Consider the following 16530-nt stretch of genomic DNA (forward strand, 5'->3'; position numbering starts at 1 on the left):
GGTGTTGGCTGGAGGGAACCCCTCGACGAACCCCGCCCCCACCGGTCCGGCCCGCGACCGGCGGAGTGCGGCAGGGCGTCCGAAATCCCGGAGGTTCTGGATGGACATGATCCATGTCCGTGCCGTGAGCCCGCCCGACGTCACCGGCGAGGCCGTCGCCCTGCTCGCCGGCGATCCGTGCGTCCTCAACCTGATCGTCCAGCCCGGTGTCGCGCGCAACCCGGACGGTGACGCGATCGCCTGCGACGTGCTCACCGGAGCGGCGAACGACGTTCTGCGCGGCCTTCGCGCGCTGCGTCTCGACCACCGGGGTTCGATCGTCATCGAACCGGTGGACATGGCCTTCTCCGGCCGCGCCGCCGACGCCGGAGCGCGGGATCTCGGGCCTTTGACCCGGGCGCCCGTCTGGGAACAGGTCGAGGCGCGGATCCGCTCCCAGGGGACGTACGCGCCGAGCTTCTTTCTCTATCTGGTCATCGCGGGACTGATCGGCTCGGTCGGGATCGTCACCAACTCGCAGATCCTGATCGTCGCGGCCATGGTCGTCGGCCCCGAGTACGGGGCGATCGTCAGCGTCGCGCTGGGCATCGACCGCCGTGATCGCACGAGAATCCGACAGGGTCTGCGCGCGCTCTTCGTGGGCTTCGTGCTGGCGATCGTCGCCACGTTGTTGTTCAGCCTCCTCATTCGCGCATTCGATCTCGAGTCGAGGGCGTTCGGCCTGGGACTGCGGCCGGTGTCCAATCTCATCAACACGCCCAACTTCTTCTCGGTCGCCGTCGCGACGTTGGCCGGGATCGTGGGCATCGTCTCGCTCACCGAGGCGAGGACGAGCGCTCTGCTCGGCGTGTTCATCTCGGTCACCACCATCCCGGCGGCCGCCGACGTCGGTGTCTCCGTCGCGTTCGCCGCCTGGCGAGAGGCATGGGGGTCGCTCGTGCAACTGCTGCTCAACATCGTGGTCCTGGTCGCGGTGGGCACCGCCACGCTCCGCCTCCAGCGGGAGATCTGGCGCAGGGTCGGCCGGCGCCGCGGGCAAACCGGCAGACGACCCGGTCACGGCGGGTAGGAACACCGGGGTCGAGGCCCCGAACGGCGGCTCGGCGGCGATCCGATTGGGCCATGGGCATGACGGTGCGGGACATGCCGGGGCTCCGCGGGTCGGGTACGCGGAACCTGCTCCTGCCGCGTGATATCACCGGACAAAGGCTTGTGAGCCGACGCCTGCGGGTGGGTTCCGATGCTGAGGAGACGATGCGAGTGTCGGCCACGCCTGCCGGAGAGCCCGAAAAGGTGTCACCGGATCCCTTCGCGCCGGTCCGTTCCCGCGGGTACGTGGGGCTCTTGGTGATAGCGGCGGTTCTCGGGGTCCCGATCTCGGCGGCGGCGTTCGGATTCCTCGCCCTCGTCTCCCGACTCGAATCGCTGACCTACACCGATTTGCCCGAGGCCCTGGGCTTCGACGACACGCCCTCGTGGTGGCCGGTACCGCTGCTGGCCGTGGCGGGGCTGCTGGTCGGGCTGATCATCAACCGTCTACCGGGGGAGGGCGGGCACAAGCCCGCCGAGGGCCTCGGCTCGACGGGCGCGGCGTCCGCGAAGGAGCTGCCCGGTATCGCGCTCGCGGCGCTGGCCTCCCTCGGGATGGGCGTCGTCCTCGGGCCCGAGGCGCCGCTCATCGCTCTCGGCGCCGGCCTCGCCGTGTTCGGCGCACGGCTGGTGAAGCGGGACATCGGGCCGAAGGTGAGTGCCGCCGTGGGCGCCGCCGGGAGCTTCGCCGCGGTCAGCGCGCTGCTGGGATCGCCGCTCCTGGGGGCGTTCCTGCTGATGGAGGCATCGGGCCTGGGCGGGCCGACGCTCGGCATGGTGCTGGTGCCGGGACTGCTTGCGGCCGGCATCGGTTCGCTCGTCTTCATCGGCCTGGGCTCGTGGACCGGCCTGGGCACCTACTCCCTGACCCTCGACGACGTGCCCGCCGCCGATGTGCCGGATTTCGCGTCCTTCGGCTGGGCCCTCGTCATCGGGCTCGCGGCGGCCCTCCTGGGCACGGGTATCCGCCGGGGCGCCCTCTATCTACAGCCGCGGGTGGAGCAGCACAGGGTGCCGGTCACCGTGGCGATGGGGACGATCGTCGGGCTGGCCGCGCTCGTGTACGCCGAAGGGTCGGGGTACGACGCGTCGGGGGTGCTGTATTCGGGGCAGCACGCGCTGGACCCGCTGCTCGCCGGCAGTGACGGATATTCGGTGGGCGCGCTCGTACTGCTCCTCTTCTGCAAGTCGGTGGCGTACTGCGTGTCAGTGAGCGCCTTTCGGGGAGGCCTCGTCTTTCCCTCGATGTTCGTGGGCGCGGTGGGCGGGATCGCGCTGTCCCATCTCCCCGGGCTGGATCTGACGTCCGGGTTCGCGATGGGTATCGGCGCCATGTGCGTGGCGATGCTGAAACTCCCGATGACCTCGGTGCTGTTGGCCACCCTGCTGCTGGGGTCCTCGGGGCTCACCGTGATGCCGCTCGTGATCGTCGCGGTGGTGGTCTCGTACGTCGTCTCGCTGCGACTCGTCCCGGTGCCCCGCGTTCCGCCCGCCACGCCACCGGGCTCCGAGTCCGTCGGTGCCCACGCCGACCCGTCCTAGTCCGACGCCCGTTCCGGTACGCGGGGCCGCTCGGGCCGTGTGTACCGGGCCCGGTACCCGAGGTGGAGGCCGATTGTGTCCGTGAGTCCGACAGGGCGGCAGATCGTGCTGCGCAAAGGCGAACAGACCGCCGTCGTCGTGGAACTCGGGGGTGCGCTGCGCGGCTACTTCGTCGGTGGACGGCCGGTACTGGACGGCTTCTCCGCCGACGAGCCGATCGTGGGTGGTCGTGGTCAGGTCCTCGTACCGTGGCCGAACCGGATCGGCGGAGGGCGGTACCGGTGGAACGGCGAGGAGTTCCGGCTGCCCCTGACCGAGCCCGAGAAGGGCAACGCGATCCACGGGCTGCTGCGCTGGACGTCATGGCAGGTGGTGGAGCAGCACGAGGATCGGGTACTTCTGGGGGTCACGCTCTGGCCACAGCCGGGTTACCCGTTCCACCTCCACGTCCGGGTCGAGTACGCGCTCGGGGCGGCGGGGCTGGCGGTGGCCGTGGTCGCCCGGAACGTCGGTACCGGCACGGCGCCCTACGGTGTCGGCCAGCACCCGTACCTCACCGTGGGCACCGACTTGGTGGACGACGCGGTGCTCACCCTCCCGGCCCGGAAATGGCTTCCGGCAGACGATTCGGGCATGCCCGCCGCGGCCGAACCGGTGGCCGGCTCACCCTTCGACTTCCGCACCCCGAGGGCCGTGGGCGCGCGGCACTTGGACACGGCCTTCGCGGAATTGGAGCGGGACTCCTCCGGTCTTGCCGCGGTGCGGCTGGCGCACCCTTCCGGATCGCACGGCACCGACCTGTGGCTCGGTGAGGGAGTCGAGTTCGTGCAGGTGTACACGGGAGACACGCTCCCCGAGCCGGCCCGGCGCAAAGGCATCGCGGTGGAGCCGATGTCCTGCCCGGCGGACGCGTTCCGAAGCCGCGCCGGCCTGGTGGAACTCGAGCCCGGTGCCGAGCACGCCTTCAGGTGGGGCCTGCGCGCGTGGACCGAGGGACGCTGACACCGAGACGACGTGACCCGCTGCCCGCTCGGCGACGCTCGGCCTCTTCGACGTCGGTCTCGGCGGGGGCAGCGCGGCGGCCCCCGCCGAGCCGCGATGCCCCGCCGATCGGTCGGGTGAGGACCGCGTCGAGGTCGGCGAGCAGTCGAAGACTGGTCGTGGGTGGGCGGCCGAGACCGCTGGGTCAGGGCCCGGGTTGGGTTTCACGGTGTCGGCCGAACAGGGCCATGCAGACCTGGTTGGGTCCGACGATCGGGTGATCCGGGAGCGTGGCGAGCACGCGCAGGACCGACGGGGGCGCGTGGTTGGCGCGGGCGTACGCGATCAGGCCGCCGGGGCGCGCGGGATAGGTCGCACCGCGGAGCGCGCAGTGGATCTCCATGGGCGTGGGGTCCGTTCCGGAACAGGCCGGGGCGCTCATGGCGACGCCCCCTCGATGCGGCCGTCACCCGGTCCGCTGGGGGAGCCGCCCGTGGTCGCACGGGGTGGCGGAGCGAACGCGAGACAGGTGAACAGGTGCGCGGTGCCCGTGATGTCCAGGAGACGGCGAAGCTTGTCGCAGGGCACGAGGGTGAGTGCGATCCCGCGCTCGACGGCTGTGGCCCGTGCGTACAGCAGGGCGTGGATTCCGGTGCTGTCGCAGAACGTCACCGCCCGCATGTCCACGTTCACTCGACGTGCCCCGGAGCCCAGGACGGTGTCGAGGGCTTGCCGAAGCTGCGGCGCGGTGTCGATGTCGATCTCCCCGCCGATCCGCAAGAGGGTTCGGGCACCGTCCGTGGCGGTGTGTACCCGGAGATGCCGCGTCATGGTTGCGCCGTGGCGGCGGCGTCCGGGGCGACTCGTGCCCCGGCGGCGGGTGTTGGGGCGACGTGGGGACATTGCCATTCCCTCACTCGGGTGCCGTGGTGGATCTCGATCGGGGTGCGGGCCTGTCGGGTCGGTTGGATCCGGGGTCCGTCAACTCCAGGATCGGACGCCGGCAAAAGCACGTCAAGGAATTCGGGAACTTTGTTTCCGGTGTAGTGATGCCGGAATGACCGAGCTTACGATGGGTGTCATGAGTGATGCGGACGAGGCCCGGCCGTCGTGGACCTTCTTCACCAGTCACGCCCGTGTGCTGTCGGTGATCGCTCGTGATCCGCAGGCGCGTGTGCGCGACATCGCGGCCGTGTGCCTGCTGACCGAGCGCGCCGTCCAGGGCATCCTGGCCGACCTGGAGGACGGCGGGTATCTCATCCGCGAGCGCAGCGGGCGCCGCAACACGTACCGCATCGTCCCCGGAACGGAGGTGCGCCATCCCGCGGACCGGGGCCGGGCCGTCGCCGACGCCCTCGACCTGCCCGTGGCGGAGCACTCGGGCGCCCCGGACGCGGCGGACGTCGACACGGACCCGTCCGGGACCCGGGCGCCTTGACCGGATGCCCGAGCCCGCAACCGCGGCCGGGGTCGCCCCCGGCACGATCCCGACGCGGGACGGGGATCGGGCGTGCCGAGACCCCCGCGGGATGCAGGCGCGGGGGTCTCGGTGTGTCGGACGCGGAGGAACGTCCGGGAAAAATGCCCTCGGAAGGGTCAGCCTCGGTGGCCGTCGTGCTGGGGCGCCTCGTGGCCGCCGTCGTGCCCCTTGTGCCCTTCGTCGTCCCCGTCGATGTTGAGGCAGGTGTTGCCGAGGGTGGGGTTGAGGATGCCGACGATGTTCACGGTGTTGCCGCACAGGTTGATCGGCACGTGGACCGGGACCTGGATGTTGTTGCCGGAGGCCACGCCGGGGGAGTCGACGGCGGCGCCGTCCGCGTCGGCCTCGGCGTGCGCGGCGCCCGCGCCCGCCATCAGGACGGCTGCGGTGCCGGCCATCACCATGGTGACCTTCTTGAACGAACCCACGAACACTCCCTCTTCGCTGCGGCGCCGGTCCGTCCCGACGCCCTCGTCCCGACCAACGATCCACATGCCCAAAGGCTTCGGCCCCGGCCACCGTTCACCCGAACGACGCATCCCACACGGTGTCGGACGGTGGGTTCCCGGTCGGAGACGGTCTCGTTGATGTCGCCGAGTTCGATGGCATGGACACATACCGACGCCCGGCCCGCCCGCAAGGTGCCCAAGCGCGGCGACGAAGGCAAGCCGCACCGACTCGCCGGCCGTCGCGTTCGCAGGGGAGCCCGATTTCACCCCTGAAAGTGCGCGACGGCGGGGGTGTGCGCCGGGCCTGGGGCCGCCGGATCAACGTGGCCCTCTCGGGAAGGGTTCAGCGGTGCCGGCCCTCCGGAGTCGTGCCGCGAGGCCGCCGGATCGTGCGACGCCGGGTTCGGGAGCAGCATGGAGACAAGCCCTCAGCCGGCGCGTGACCGCGTTGGCCGCGCTGGGGAGGGAGCTGTATGGGATGAGTGCACACGAGTCGCCCCCGCAGGGCGAGCACGGCCAGGGGGCCGTGCCATCGCCGCCCGGAGGACTACTGGACCTGCTGAGCGTGGCCGCGATCGTGCTGGACGACCGCGGGAAGATCGTGTTCTGGAGCCCGCAGGCCGACAAGGTGTTGGGCCACACGGCCGAGGAGGCGCTGGGGCGGTACGCGGCCGACGTGCTGGTGCACCCCATGCACCGGGACCTGGTGGTCAAGCTGTTCGCCGAGATACTGAGCACCGGCGCGAGCTGGGCCGGCGCGTTCCCGATTCGCCACGGGGACGGCACCACACGCCTGGTGGAGTTCCGCAATATGCGCCTCCTGGACGACCTGGGCGACGTCTACGCCCTCGGCATAGCCGCCGACCAGAGCATGCTGCGGCGGGTGGAGACGGATCTGGCCCTGTCCGAGCGCCTGGTGTCGCAAGCCGCCATCGGTATCGCCCTGCTGGACGCCGACCTGCGCTATCTGCTGGTCAATCCGGCGCTGGAACGTATCAACGGCAAATCGGCGGCCGACCACATCGGGCGGCGCCCCGTCGACATCGTCCCGTCCCTCGACGTCGACACCATCGAGTCCGCGCTGCGCCAGGTGCTGCTCACCGGCACGCCCCTGATCGATCAATACACCGTCGGCCGCACCCCGGCCGACCCCGACCACGACCACGCCTGGTCGGTCTCGTACTTCCGGCTCGAAGGTTCCGGCGGGCGGGTGATCGGAGTGGCGACCACCGTGGTCGACGTCAGCGAACGCCACCGGGTCGCCACCGAGGCGGATCGGGCCCGCCGCCGGCTGGCCGTGATCGCCGACGCCTCCGCCCGCGTCGGCACCACCTTGGAGGTGGAGACCACGGCCCAGGAACTGGTCGAGGTCGCCGTGCCCGATCTGGCCGACGTGGCCGCGGTCGACGTCCTCGACGCCGTCCTGGCGTTCCGCCGTACCAGCGCATCCGTGGACCGGGGCCCGGAGATGTTCCGCGCGCTCGCCGTCGCCTCCGCCTACCCCACACCGGCGACGGCCTCCCTGAAGGTCGGGGACCTCGCCGCGTACAGCGCCGACCGTCTGATCACGCAGTGCGTCCACACCGGGCAGCCCGTCGTGGTCGCCCATGCCGACAACAGCGATCTGCAGCACATCGCCCCCGATGCCGACGTCGCCACCGCCTTCGCCCGGGCCGGGGTGCACTCCTACCTCGCGGTGCCGTTGATCGCCCACAACGAGGTCCTCGGCGCCTTCGACCTGCTGCGTGCCCGCAACCCGCTCCCCTTCGACGACGACGACGTGATCCTCGCCGTCGAACTCGCCGCACGCGCGGCCGTCTCCATCGACAACGCCCGCTGGCACCAAAGCGTCCGCAACGTCTCCGAGACCCTCCAGCGCAGTCTCCTGCCCGGCCGCCCACCCGAGCTCACCGGTCTCGACGTCGCCTCCTTCTACCAGCCCGCCCAGGCATCCCACGAGGTGGGAGGCGACTGGTACGACGTCATCCCGCTGACGGACGACAGAACCGCGCTGGTGATCGGCGACGTGATGGGCAACGGCATCGACGCCGCCGCCACCATGGGCCGACTGCGCACCGCCACCTGCGCCTTCGCCGACCTCGACCTGCCTCCCGAGCACGTGCTCCAACACCTCGACAGGATTACCGACGGACTCGAGCACTACATCGCCACCTGCATCTACGCCGTCTACGACCCGCACCGGCACCGGTGTCACATCGCCAACGCCGGCCACCTACCGCCGGTCCTCGCCCCCGCCGGACGGCGACCCCGACTGCTGGACCTGCCGTCCGGGGCACCGCTCGGCGTCGGCGGTATCTCCTTCCACACCACCGACTTCGAGCTGAACCCGGGCGACCGGCTCGTCCTCTACACCGACGGCCTCGTCGAAACTCGCCACCACGCCATCGACGAACGCCTGGACACGTTGCTGCGCACCCTCGACGAATCCCGCCTGCCCCTGGACGACACCTGCCAATGGCTCCTGCAAGCCCTGCGACACCCCGACGACCACGACGACGTCGCTCTCCTGATCGCACAGGCCACCACGGTGCCCGCGGACCGTCGCGGCCCCACACCTTGACCCCGTGGACGAGGTCTGCCCGGACCGGCGCCCCGGCCGGTTCCGGAGGCGAAGCGCGAGCCGACCGAAGCGCACGCGCCGATCCCCGGCGGCCGGTACGGACCGGAACGGCAGTCGGTACGGACCGGAACGGTGGGTGGCGTGGGACGCCGATGACCGGGCGCGGGGTCAGGCCCGCCGGCGTGTTGCGGCGCTGCCGCGCTGCGGGTGTGCTGTGCCCGAGGTATCCCGGCGGCCACGATCGCTCTTGCGTCAACAGGCCTGCCGCCAGGGTATTTTCAGGTTGAGCCTTGAACGGGTGCCACCCCGACGATGAGACTGAGAACCGTTTTGCGCACTGCGCATCGTTGTGCCGGGGCGTGGGTTTCGAGAAGGGGGCCGTGATGGTGGCTGCCGGGGGTGCGCGGGACTACGCGCGGAGGATGGGCATCGTTCCGTCCACGGTGGTCCAGGAGTTGGGCTGGGACGATGACACCGATGACGAGATCCGTGCCGACATCGAGGACACGATCGGCACCGAGATGGTGGACGACGAAACCGACGAAGTCGTGGACGTAGTCCTGCTGTGGTGGCGGGAAGGCGATGGCGACCTGGCCGACGAACTCGCTGATGCGGCCTCGCCCCTTGCCGACGAGGGCGTGCTCTGGGTCCTCACTCCGGAGACGGGCCTGCCCGGCCACGCCGATCAGAGCGAGATCGCCGAGGCGGCGGACACGGCCGGCCTGGTATCCATCGGTACCGTCACCCTCGGGGCATGGTCCGGCAACCCTCTCGTCCAGCCCAAATCGTCCTGATCGTCGTTCCGGTCGTCGAGCGTCACCGGGTCGAACCCGCGCCCGCCGCCCTGGCCGCGTAGGTTCCGCCGGCCCCGCTCCCGCAGGGGGCGGCGATCACTCTCGGGTCGCGAGCCGTTCCCGGTGGACCCGGGAGGTCCCGGTCGCAGGGACCCACCGGAGGGGTCAGTGTGGGAGAAGGGGATATCCGCTCAAGGGGTTGCCCGATAGGGAGGCCTGGACATGGCCACGCACACACAACGAGCCACTCACTCGTCCGGTTGGACCACGTTTGCCGCGGTGCTCATGACCGTCGGCGGCGTCCTGGCGGTCTTCCAGGGAATCGCCGCCATCGCGAAAGACGATGTCGTCGTCGAGACGCGCAACTACTCCTTCTCGTACAGCACCACCGGCTGGGGCTGGATCCACCTGATCCTGGGCATCGTCATCTTCCTCGCAGGCCTCGCCCTGTTCACCAATGCCCTCTGGGCCCGCTTCCTCGGTGTACTCCTGGCGGGGCTGAGCATGCTCGCGAACTTCGTCTGGCTGCCTCACTACCCGGTGTGGTCGATCATCGTGATCGCCATCGACATCGCCATCATCTGGGCGTTGTGCACCGGTCCACAACGGAGCAACCGGTAAGCCACGCAGGACGGTCGGCGGCGCTGCGTCCGACATCCCGGGCGGCGCGTACCCCTGAACCTCGGGCGGAGTATGCCCGCTGTCGGGTACCAGAGTTCACTCGTATTGTTCGGAAGGAGATGCTTATACGGCAATACGAGAGGGTTTCTGATGGCTCTGCACAAGGCCAGGGAACAGGCCGGTAGCTCCGCCGACGACGTCTTCGCCTCCCCGCTGAGCGAACGCCCCTTGTCCAAGCGAGCCATCCCCGAACTTCCGACGCCCCCGGACATCGTCTTCCAGGTGCTGCGCAACGAACTGCTCCTGGACGGCAACGCCGCACAGAACCTCGCCACGTTCTGCACCACCTGGGCGGACGACGAGGTGCGCCGACTGATGGATCTGTGCCTCGACAAGAACATCGTCGACAAGGACGAGTACCCGCAGACCGCGGAGATCGAGTCGCGATGCGTCAACATCCTGGCGAACCTGTGGCACGCGCCGGACGGCGGCGGCAATGCCGTGGGCTGCTCCACCACCGGTTCCAGCGAGGCCGCCATGCTCTGCGGACTCGCGCTGAAGTGGCGGTGGCGCAACCGGCGGCGCGAGGCGGGCCTGCCGACCGACCGGCCCAACCTGGTGTGCGGGCCCGTACAGGTGTGCTGGGAGAAGTTCGCCCGCTACTTCGACGTCGAGCTGCGCCAAGTCCCGGTGGAGTCGGGAGCGACCGGCCTCGAGCCGCACCAACTGCGCGACTACGTCGACGAGAACACCATCGGCGTCGTGGCGATCCTCGGTGTGACCTACACCTGCACATACGAGCCGGTCGCCGAGATCGCGGCCGAACTCGACCGGATCCAGGCGGAAACCGGCCTCGACATCCCCGTGCACGTGGATGCGGCGTCCGGCGGGTTCATCGCGCCCTTCCTGCATCCCGACCTGTCGTGGGACTTCCGGGTGCCGCGCGTTGCCTCGATCAACTCGTCGGGCCACAAGTACGGCATGGCCCCGCTCGGTGTCGGCTGGGCCCTGTGGCGCGATACCGCCGCCCTGCCCGCCGACCTCGTCTTCCACGTCAGCTACCTCGGCGGCGACATGCCGACTCTCGCCCTGAACTTCTCGCGCCCCGGCGGGCAGGTCATCGCCCAGTACTTCCTGTTCCTGCGCCTGGGCCGGGAGGGGTATCGGCGGGTCTACGAGGCGTGTGCGCACACGGCCCAGGGCCTCGCCCGGCAGATCGCCGACATGGGCCCCTTCACCCTGCTCTACGACGGGGTGGGAGCGCTGCCGGCCGTCTCGTACACGCTGACCGATCCCGACTCGCGCCGGTGGAGCCTGTACGACCTCACCGACCGGCTCCGGATGCGCGGTTGGCAGGTGCCTTCCTATCCGCTGCCGCCCGACCGCCAGGAGACCGTCATCCAGCGGGTACTCGTGCGCCACGGCGTCGACCGCGACGAGATCGATCTGCTCGCCGACGACATGCGCCGCGCCATCAAGGAACTCGACGACGGCCGCCCGAGCGACGCGAGCCGCGGCGGCTTCCACCACTGACCGGGGCCTCGGCCGGCTTTTTGCCGTCGGGCCGTTGGTGGACCAGGGCCCGGGAGCGCCTGTGGTCCCACGGTCGCCACACCGTTCCACCCCGCCGAGCGTCTCCAGCCGCACGGTGATTCACCCGGTGCCTCAGTGCGGGGTAGGGCAGGGGCACGGAACCTGGTAATACGGTGTCATGAGGTCGAGGCGGTCCGCGTATTCGGGTCGGCCGAGATCGCGGTACGCGCGCTTCCACAACGGTTTGAGGTCGGCGAAGTAGCAGCTCGGTCCGTTGACGAACGTGTCTTTGAGTGCGAGTAACGCGGTCGCCGGGTGTCCGGCATCGAGGCTGCAAGAGGCCGCGACCAGCTCTGGTTCAAGCAGCGGGTGGTCCGCGACCACCGGCCGGCGATCGGCGTACGCGTCGGCTGGGGCGTGTACGCCGATACCGTCCGCGCCGGGCTCGTGGCGCCACCCTTCGGGCGGGTCGAACACGATGTCGAACTCGGTGTCCTTTCGGACGGTCGTGCGTTCCCACGATGAACCGGGAAAGATGCGATCGGGGTCCGGACGCACGCCGAGTTCGGCGGCCAGCCGGTCGACAAGGCTCCGGTCCTTGGCGCGCGCGTCGATGCGCCACCGGTTTTGGGCGAGCCATACGTCCGCGTCGCGCCATGCCGGGGGTTCCGGGACCGGGTCCGCGCGCCACCGTCGCAGGGCCCACGACAGCATGAACTCCAGACCGGTACGGGTGTCCGCGCCGATCAAGGTCACACCGGGCTGATGACCATTGGCCAGAGCGACCGGATGGTCCGGCCGTCCGAGCTCCGGCGCGGGTACCAGCCGGCCGACGTCGCCGCCGTCGCCGAGGGAGCCGAAGGACACGAACTCCGGCGTGGCGAAGTGCGGCAGCGATGGTTGCCGATCCTGGTTGGTGGACTCCGGGTAGGAATCGCAGCCCTCGGGTGGGCGGGGAATCGTGGCCAGGTCGAACATAAGTCGTAGTGGCTCTCCAGCAGGGTGTAATCGTAGGTTTCGTTCTCGTGATGGAAGTCGTACGCGTTCTGCCAGGCAATGTCGATCAACGTGCGGAGCGCGGACGGAGTCGGGAACGGGAAGAGGTCGTCAACCCATCCCGGCTGTGTCGAATCGGTCACGGCGCCAGAGACTACCGGCCGACATCAAGCGCCCAACGTGGCCTCCAGGTCGCCGAGTTCCTCGATGCCTGGTCGTTGATTGATCCAACCGGAGAACGTACGTCACCCTTCCAAGCCTTCGATCACGTCACCGCGAACACAGGCAATGCCCTTGATCAGGGCATGAGATGAACGGTTGCCTTCCTCGTCCGCCCTCGCCGTGGCGAGTCCGAGACGAATCACCGTTTCGCCCAGGAGACATGCGTCGCGACTCACCTTGACGCGTTGCCCTTGGGTGAACTCTCCGCTCTCGACAGTCATGAAGACTGCGGAGTCGCCGGTCGACAAGGCCATGGTGTCCGTCAACGTTGCTCGCGTCGTCATGGTGTCTTCCCTGCGGTCGCAGACCCGTCGGCATGCGGCGAGAGGGCTACGCGCGGGCCGGCTCGCGGGTGTCGCGTGCCGTCCGCGTCGAGGCGGCGATGAGAGTCGCGAACGCGATGATCGCCGCGCCGGTGCGTATGGCGTGGGCGATCTGCCAGTGGTCACGAACGCTCGCCCAGTCCGAAGGGGGTTGCCGTACATCCCAGTCGAGTTGGTCCGCGTTGATCGGCATGTTGAACACGACCGTCACGGCCACGATCAGGAGTAGCAGCGCGAGTCCGGTCAAGCGCAGTCGGAAGGTGCGTCCTCGGGTTTTGAACGTGACGGCGACCAGAAACGCTGTCGCGATCAGTGCCGGCAGCAGTGTCGCGGTTGCGAGCTTGTCCAGCGAATCGAGTTCCACGTGCCGCACTTGGGTGTACACGTGGCGGTCTTCACCCCGAAGCGACATTTCGAGCACGAGGACTGCGACGAGGAAGCCTGCGAAGAGGCCCGAGAACAGCAGGCTCACCCATCGCGCAACCGTGCCGAGCGGGGTCTCGGTCATGCGTGGTCCTCCCTGCCGGAGGCGGAGGCCGAGGAGACGGGCCGGGCGGTGAAGGCCGCGGCGTTGTCGGCCGCCCACGCGGCGAAGGTCAGCGCGGGTCGGCCCAGGAGCCGTTCCACGGTGCCCGTGGTCGGGCCGGGGCGATCGGCGTAGTCGGCCAGCGAACCGAGCAGCCGGTCGGGGATGTCCTCGGGGAGGCCCTGAGCGAGCATCGCCTGGCGAATCTGCTCGGGGGCGAGTTCCCGGAAGGTCAGTGCCCGGTCGATGGCCGCTCCGATGATGCGGACCTTTTCGTACTGCGTGATCGACTGCGGGCCGGTGAGCAGGTGGGCGCGTCCGGCGTGCGCGGGGTCGGTCAGTGCGGCGACGGCCACCTCCGCGATGTCGCGGTGGTGGATCGGGGAGGTCGCCGCGCCGCCATAGGCGCCGCGTACGACGCCCGTCGCGCGAATCTGCGGCGCCCAGGCCAGGGCGTTGGCGGCGAAGTCGGCACACCGTAGAAACGTCCAGAGCAGACCGGACTCTCGTGCGGCGGCTTCGGCCCGCTTGAACTCCTCGATGAAGCGCGGGTGGCCGACCGGGTGCTCCACGGTCGCGGCCGACAGCACCACCACCCGCCGCGCGCCTCGTGCCGCGGCCAGTGACAGCAGTTCGGAACTCGCGCTGCCGGCGGCGCGTGGGCCGAGCAGGACCGCTTCGACTACGTCGGGCAGCGACGTCAGCGTGTCGGGCCGGGACGGGTCGCCGGCAACGACATGCGCGCCGCCGGGCAGAGCGGCAGTGGCGGGGTCGCGCGTGACCGCCGCCACTTTCCGGCCGGACTCCAGCAACAGGTTCACCGTTTCGCGTCCGACCGTGCCGGTCGCTCCGATCACCAGGAACATGCGTGCGTCTCCTCACTCGGGTCACGGTTATTCGCGTGACGTAATATATGAGAACCGTAGCATGTTGATTTGAGAGGCGTATATTATGGAATCCGTAGCACATGCGGATGCGGACGACGCGGACCCGCGCCGCCGACGGGCAACCGTCGACGTCAAAGAGGGACTGCGCGCGCTGAGCCTCCAACTGTCCTTGCTCAACCGGCAGGTCAGCGCCCATCTGACGCTCCGCGACGTGGACTTGGACTGCCTCGACATCGTCAACGCCCACGGCCCGCTGAGCCCGAGCGCACTGGCGCGACGCGCCGGTCTGCACGCCGCCACGATGACCGGGGTGCTCGACCGACTCGAACGCGCCGGCTGGGTGTCGCGCGAGCCGGACCCCTCGGACCGCCGGGGCTCCCAAATCCGGGCCCTGCGTGATCGCAACGCGGAACTCCTGGCGCTCTTCGCCGGCATGAACACCTCGGTGGAGCAGATCTGTGCCGACTACGAAGGCGCAGAACTCGAACGTTTCGCGGAATTCCTCCGCCGCACCGCCGCGGCGGGACGAGACGCGACCGAAGACCTGGCGAACTGACCGCACCCGGGTAAACCGATCGGTTCGGTGCCACCCGGCGACCGCACCCTTCCCGACCACCTCGCGTCGTGCCGGAGACGTCGTGCCGGAGGCGTCGCGCGGGGCAAGGGACGGCAGGCGCTTCGGCAGTGGACGTCGGAGAATCGAAGGAACGGGGGAGACGGATTCGACAATCGGTTCCATGCCGCCCATCCGTCCGAGGTGCGGGTCGTCGCCCGATGGGAATCGGTGCGCACGGCGGCCGAAGTCCGTGGCCGCCCGTACCGCGGCCTGCTCGTGCGGCTGCCCGGTCGTACCGGGTCGGTCGAAGTCCCGGGCGGCCGGTAGGAGACCGGGTCGTGCCCGGAAGGGGATGAAGTCGTGCTCTTCACCGATCGTGTCGACGCGGGACGGAAACTGGCCGAGTACCTGGCGCCCTCGCCCTTGGCGAACCAGGACGTGATCGTGCTCGGCCTGCCCCGGGGAGGAATGCCGGTGGCCGCCCAGGTGGCCGACGCACTCCGCGCTCCACTGGACGTATGCCTGGTGCGGAAACTGGGCGTTCCCTCCCAACCGGAACTGGGCATGGGCGCCGTCGCCGAAGAGGGAGTCATCGTCCTCAACGACCACGTCGTGCGAGCCTCGGGTATTTCCCGCGCCGAGTTGGAAGGGATCGAACGGCGGGAACGGGAGTTGTTGGAACGGCGTGCCCACCGTTACCGGGGCGAACGGCCACCGGTGGAACTCGGTGGCCGAACGGTCGTGGTCGTCGATGACGGCATCGCGACCGGATCCACCGCCCGCGCGGCCTGTCGCGCCGTCCGGGATCGAGGCGCGGCGCGTGTGGTGCTCGCCGTGCCGGTGGCGCCGGCCGGCTGGGGGAAGGAGCCGGATCCGGACGCCGACGAGGTGATCTGCCTGCACAACCCGGTCGGATTCATGGCGGTGGGGCAGTTCTACGCGAACTTCTCCCAGACCACCGACGAGGAGGTCGTCGAGTGCCTCGATCGGGCCGTCGCTCGCCGGTCGGAGTCGCCGCCGAAGGCGGAAGCGGGAATGAGGCCGGGGGCGGGGGCGGACGCGGTAATGAGGTCGGGGGCGGAGGCGGACGCGGGAATGCGGCCGGGGGCGGGGGCGGGGACGAGATCGGATGGCGGATCGACGCGCTCCGCGGAATCCGTGCCCACGCACAGCGACATCGACCTACCGGTTGAAACCGCGCGGCTTCCGGGGCACCTGAGTCTGCCCGCGGGAGCGGAACGGATCGTCGTCTTCGCGCACGGCAGCGGCAGCAGTCGACACAGCCCGCGCAACCGCTTCGTGGCGACCGCGCTGAACCGAGCCGGCCTGGGCACGTTGTTGTTCGATCTCCTCACCGAGAGCGAGGCAGGCGCCCGGTCGAACGTCTTCGACGTCGAGCTGTTGGCCCGGCGCCTGATCGACGTCACACGCGGGCTCCGGGAGCGGCCCGAAGTCGAAGGGCAGACGGTGGAGTACTTCGGGGCGAGCACCGGCGCCGCAGCCGCACTGTGGGCTGCGGCCGAACTCGGTGACGACGTGGGGGCGGTCGTCTCCCGGGGCGGCAGGCCCGATCTGGCGGAAGCGCATCTGCCCGACGTCACGGCCCGGACGTTGCTCATCGTGGGTGGCAACGACCACGTGGTACTGGAGCTCAACAACCGCGCGCGTACCTTCCTCCGATGTGAGAGCCGTCTCGAGGTCGTCCCCGGCGCCGGCCACCTGTTCGAGGAACCGGGCACCCTCGACGCGGTGGCCGACCTGGCCCGGGACTGGTTCCTCGGCCGACCGGCCGCCGGCGCGAACGGACACTGAGCGCGGCCGATGACGTCGTCGCGAGCCGAAGCGGCGGCACGTGGACCGGGTGGACGCGGGCGTGCTCGGCGTCCACGCGTCGAGCGTCGGAGGCGTGTCGTAGGTGTGCGGGGTGGGGCGGACGGCGGCATTCCGGCC

At 70.0% G+C, this 16530-nt stretch carries 17 protein-coding genes; 10 read left to right on the forward strand and 7 right to left on the reverse strand.

Annotated features, from left to right (window positions below; genetic code table 11):
• The first annotated feature begins 100 nt into the window (after positions 1–100).
• The 3 genes from OG948_RS54915 to OG948_RS54925 all read left to right on the forward strand — a co-directional run bounded on the left by OG948_RS54915 (position 101) and on the right by OG948_RS54925 (position 3633).
• Positions 101–1069: a DUF389 domain-containing protein gene (locus OG948_RS54915; RefSeq protein WP_331772592.1), complete on the forward strand. Its 969-nt coding sequence runs from the start codon at positions 101–103 to the stop codon at positions 1067–1069.
• Between the two features lie 191 nt (positions 1070–1260).
• The gene (locus tag OG948_RS54920) at positions 1261–2631 is read left to right on the forward strand and encodes a chloride channel protein (RefSeq protein WP_406300768.1); all 1371 of its coding nucleotides are present in this window, start codon (positions 1261–1263) and stop codon (positions 2629–2631) included.
• Positions 2632–2712: 81 nt separating this feature from the next.
• Positions 2713–3633, forward strand: a complete 921-nt coding sequence (locus tag OG948_RS54925) for an aldose 1-epimerase family protein (RefSeq protein ID WP_331772594.1) — start codon at positions 2713–2715, stop codon at positions 3631–3633.
• 184 nt (positions 3634–3817) lie between these two features.
• On the opposite strand, the gene OG948_RS54930 is transcribed toward OG948_RS54925, so the two are convergent.
• On the reverse strand, positions 3818–4054 hold the full coding sequence (locus OG948_RS54930) for a DUF2795 domain-containing protein (protein ID WP_331772595.1): 237 nt from the start codon (positions 4052–4054) through the stop codon (positions 3818–3820).
• A complete protein-coding gene (locus OG948_RS54935) occupies positions 4051–4443 on the reverse strand; it encodes an STAS domain-containing protein (protein ID WP_331772596.1) in 393 nt (130 codons plus the stop codon). The genes OG948_RS54930 and OG948_RS54935 overlap by 4 nt, the downstream gene beginning before the upstream one ends.
• 250 nt (positions 4444–4693) lie before the next feature.
• Here OG948_RS54935 and OG948_RS54940 point away from each other — a divergent pair, with 250 nt between their 5' ends.
• Positions 4694–5050 (forward strand): helix-turn-helix transcriptional regulator, encoded by a 357-nt coding sequence (locus OG948_RS54940; RefSeq protein ID WP_406300769.1) that lies wholly within the window; start codon positions 4694–4696, stop codon positions 5048–5050.
• A 158-nt stretch (positions 5051–5208) separates the two neighbouring features.
• On the opposite strand, the gene OG948_RS54945 is transcribed toward OG948_RS54940, so the two are convergent.
• Positions 5209–5586 carry a chaplin gene (locus tag OG948_RS54945; RefSeq protein WP_406300770.1) on the reverse strand — a complete coding sequence of 126 codons (378 nt, stop codon included), beginning with the start codon at positions 5584–5586 and terminating at the stop codon, positions 5209–5211.
• A gap of 433 nt (positions 5587–6019) precedes the next feature.
• On the opposite strand from OG948_RS54945, the gene OG948_RS54950 reads away from it, so the two are divergent.
• From OG948_RS54950 to OG948_RS54965, 4 genes are all read left to right on the forward strand, one after another.
• Complete coding sequence (locus tag OG948_RS54950; protein WP_331772599.1) at positions 6020–8122, forward strand: SpoIIE family protein phosphatase; 2103 nt, start codon at positions 6020–6022, stop codon at positions 8120–8122.
• Between the two features lie 383 nt (positions 8123–8505).
• Entirely contained in the window at positions 8506–8916 is a 411-nt protein-coding gene (locus OG948_RS54955; RefSeq protein ID WP_331772600.1) for a DUF3052 domain-containing protein, read from the forward strand.
• A gap of 222 nt (positions 8917–9138) precedes the next feature.
• The gene (locus OG948_RS54960) at positions 9139–9537 is read left to right on the forward strand and encodes a hypothetical protein (protein WP_331772601.1); all 399 of its coding nucleotides are present in this window, start codon (positions 9139–9141) and stop codon (positions 9535–9537) included.
• Positions 9538–9687: 150 nt separating this feature from the next.
• Positions 9688–11070, forward strand: coding sequence for a glutamate decarboxylase (locus tag OG948_RS54965; protein WP_331772602.1), 1383 nt, complete (start codon positions 9688–9690; stop codon positions 11068–11070).
• Between the two features lie 132 nt (positions 11071–11202).
• On the opposite strand, the gene OG948_RS54970 is transcribed toward OG948_RS54965, so the two are convergent.
• The 4 genes from OG948_RS54970 to OG948_RS54985 form a co-directional block, all read right to left on the reverse strand.
• Positions 11203–12048, reverse strand: a complete 846-nt coding sequence (locus tag OG948_RS54970; protein WP_331772603.1) for a hypothetical protein — start codon at positions 12046–12048, stop codon at positions 11203–11205.
• 263 nt (positions 12049–12311) lie between these two features.
• Complete coding sequence (locus OG948_RS54975) at positions 12312–12572, reverse strand: hypothetical protein (protein WP_331772604.1); 261 nt, start codon at positions 12570–12572, stop codon at positions 12312–12314.
• A gap of 46 nt (positions 12573–12618) precedes the next feature.
• Positions 12619–13119 (reverse strand): DUF1772 domain-containing protein, encoded by a 501-nt coding sequence (locus OG948_RS54980; protein ID WP_331772605.1) that lies wholly within the window; start codon positions 13117–13119, stop codon positions 12619–12621.
• Positions 13116–14003 carry an NAD(P)H-binding protein gene (locus tag OG948_RS54985; protein WP_331772606.1) on the reverse strand — a complete coding sequence of 296 codons (888 nt, stop codon included), beginning with the start codon at positions 14001–14003 and terminating at the stop codon, positions 13116–13118. The genes OG948_RS54980 and OG948_RS54985 overlap by 4 nt, the downstream gene beginning before the upstream one ends.
• An 85-nt stretch (positions 14004–14088) precedes the next feature.
• Here OG948_RS54985 and OG948_RS54990 point away from each other — a divergent pair, with 85 nt between their 5' ends.
• Together OG948_RS54990 and OG948_RS54995 are read left to right on the forward strand one after the other, a co-directional pair.
• Positions 14089–14580 carry a MarR family transcriptional regulator gene (locus OG948_RS54990; protein WP_331772607.1) on the forward strand — a complete coding sequence of 164 codons (492 nt, stop codon included), beginning with the start codon at positions 14089–14091 and terminating at the stop codon, positions 14578–14580.
• Positions 14581–14940: 360 nt separating this feature from the next.
• Positions 14941–16392 carry a phosphoribosyltransferase gene (locus tag OG948_RS54995; RefSeq protein WP_331772608.1) on the forward strand — a complete coding sequence of 484 codons (1452 nt, stop codon included), beginning with the start codon at positions 14941–14943 and terminating at the stop codon, positions 16390–16392.
• Positions 16393–16530: the final 138 nt, after the last annotated feature.

It is taken from the genome of Embleya sp. NBC_00888 (genome assembly GCF_045207655.1).
Taxonomy (GTDB): domain Bacteria; phylum Actinomycetota; class Actinomycetes; order Streptomycetales; family Streptomycetaceae; genus Embleya.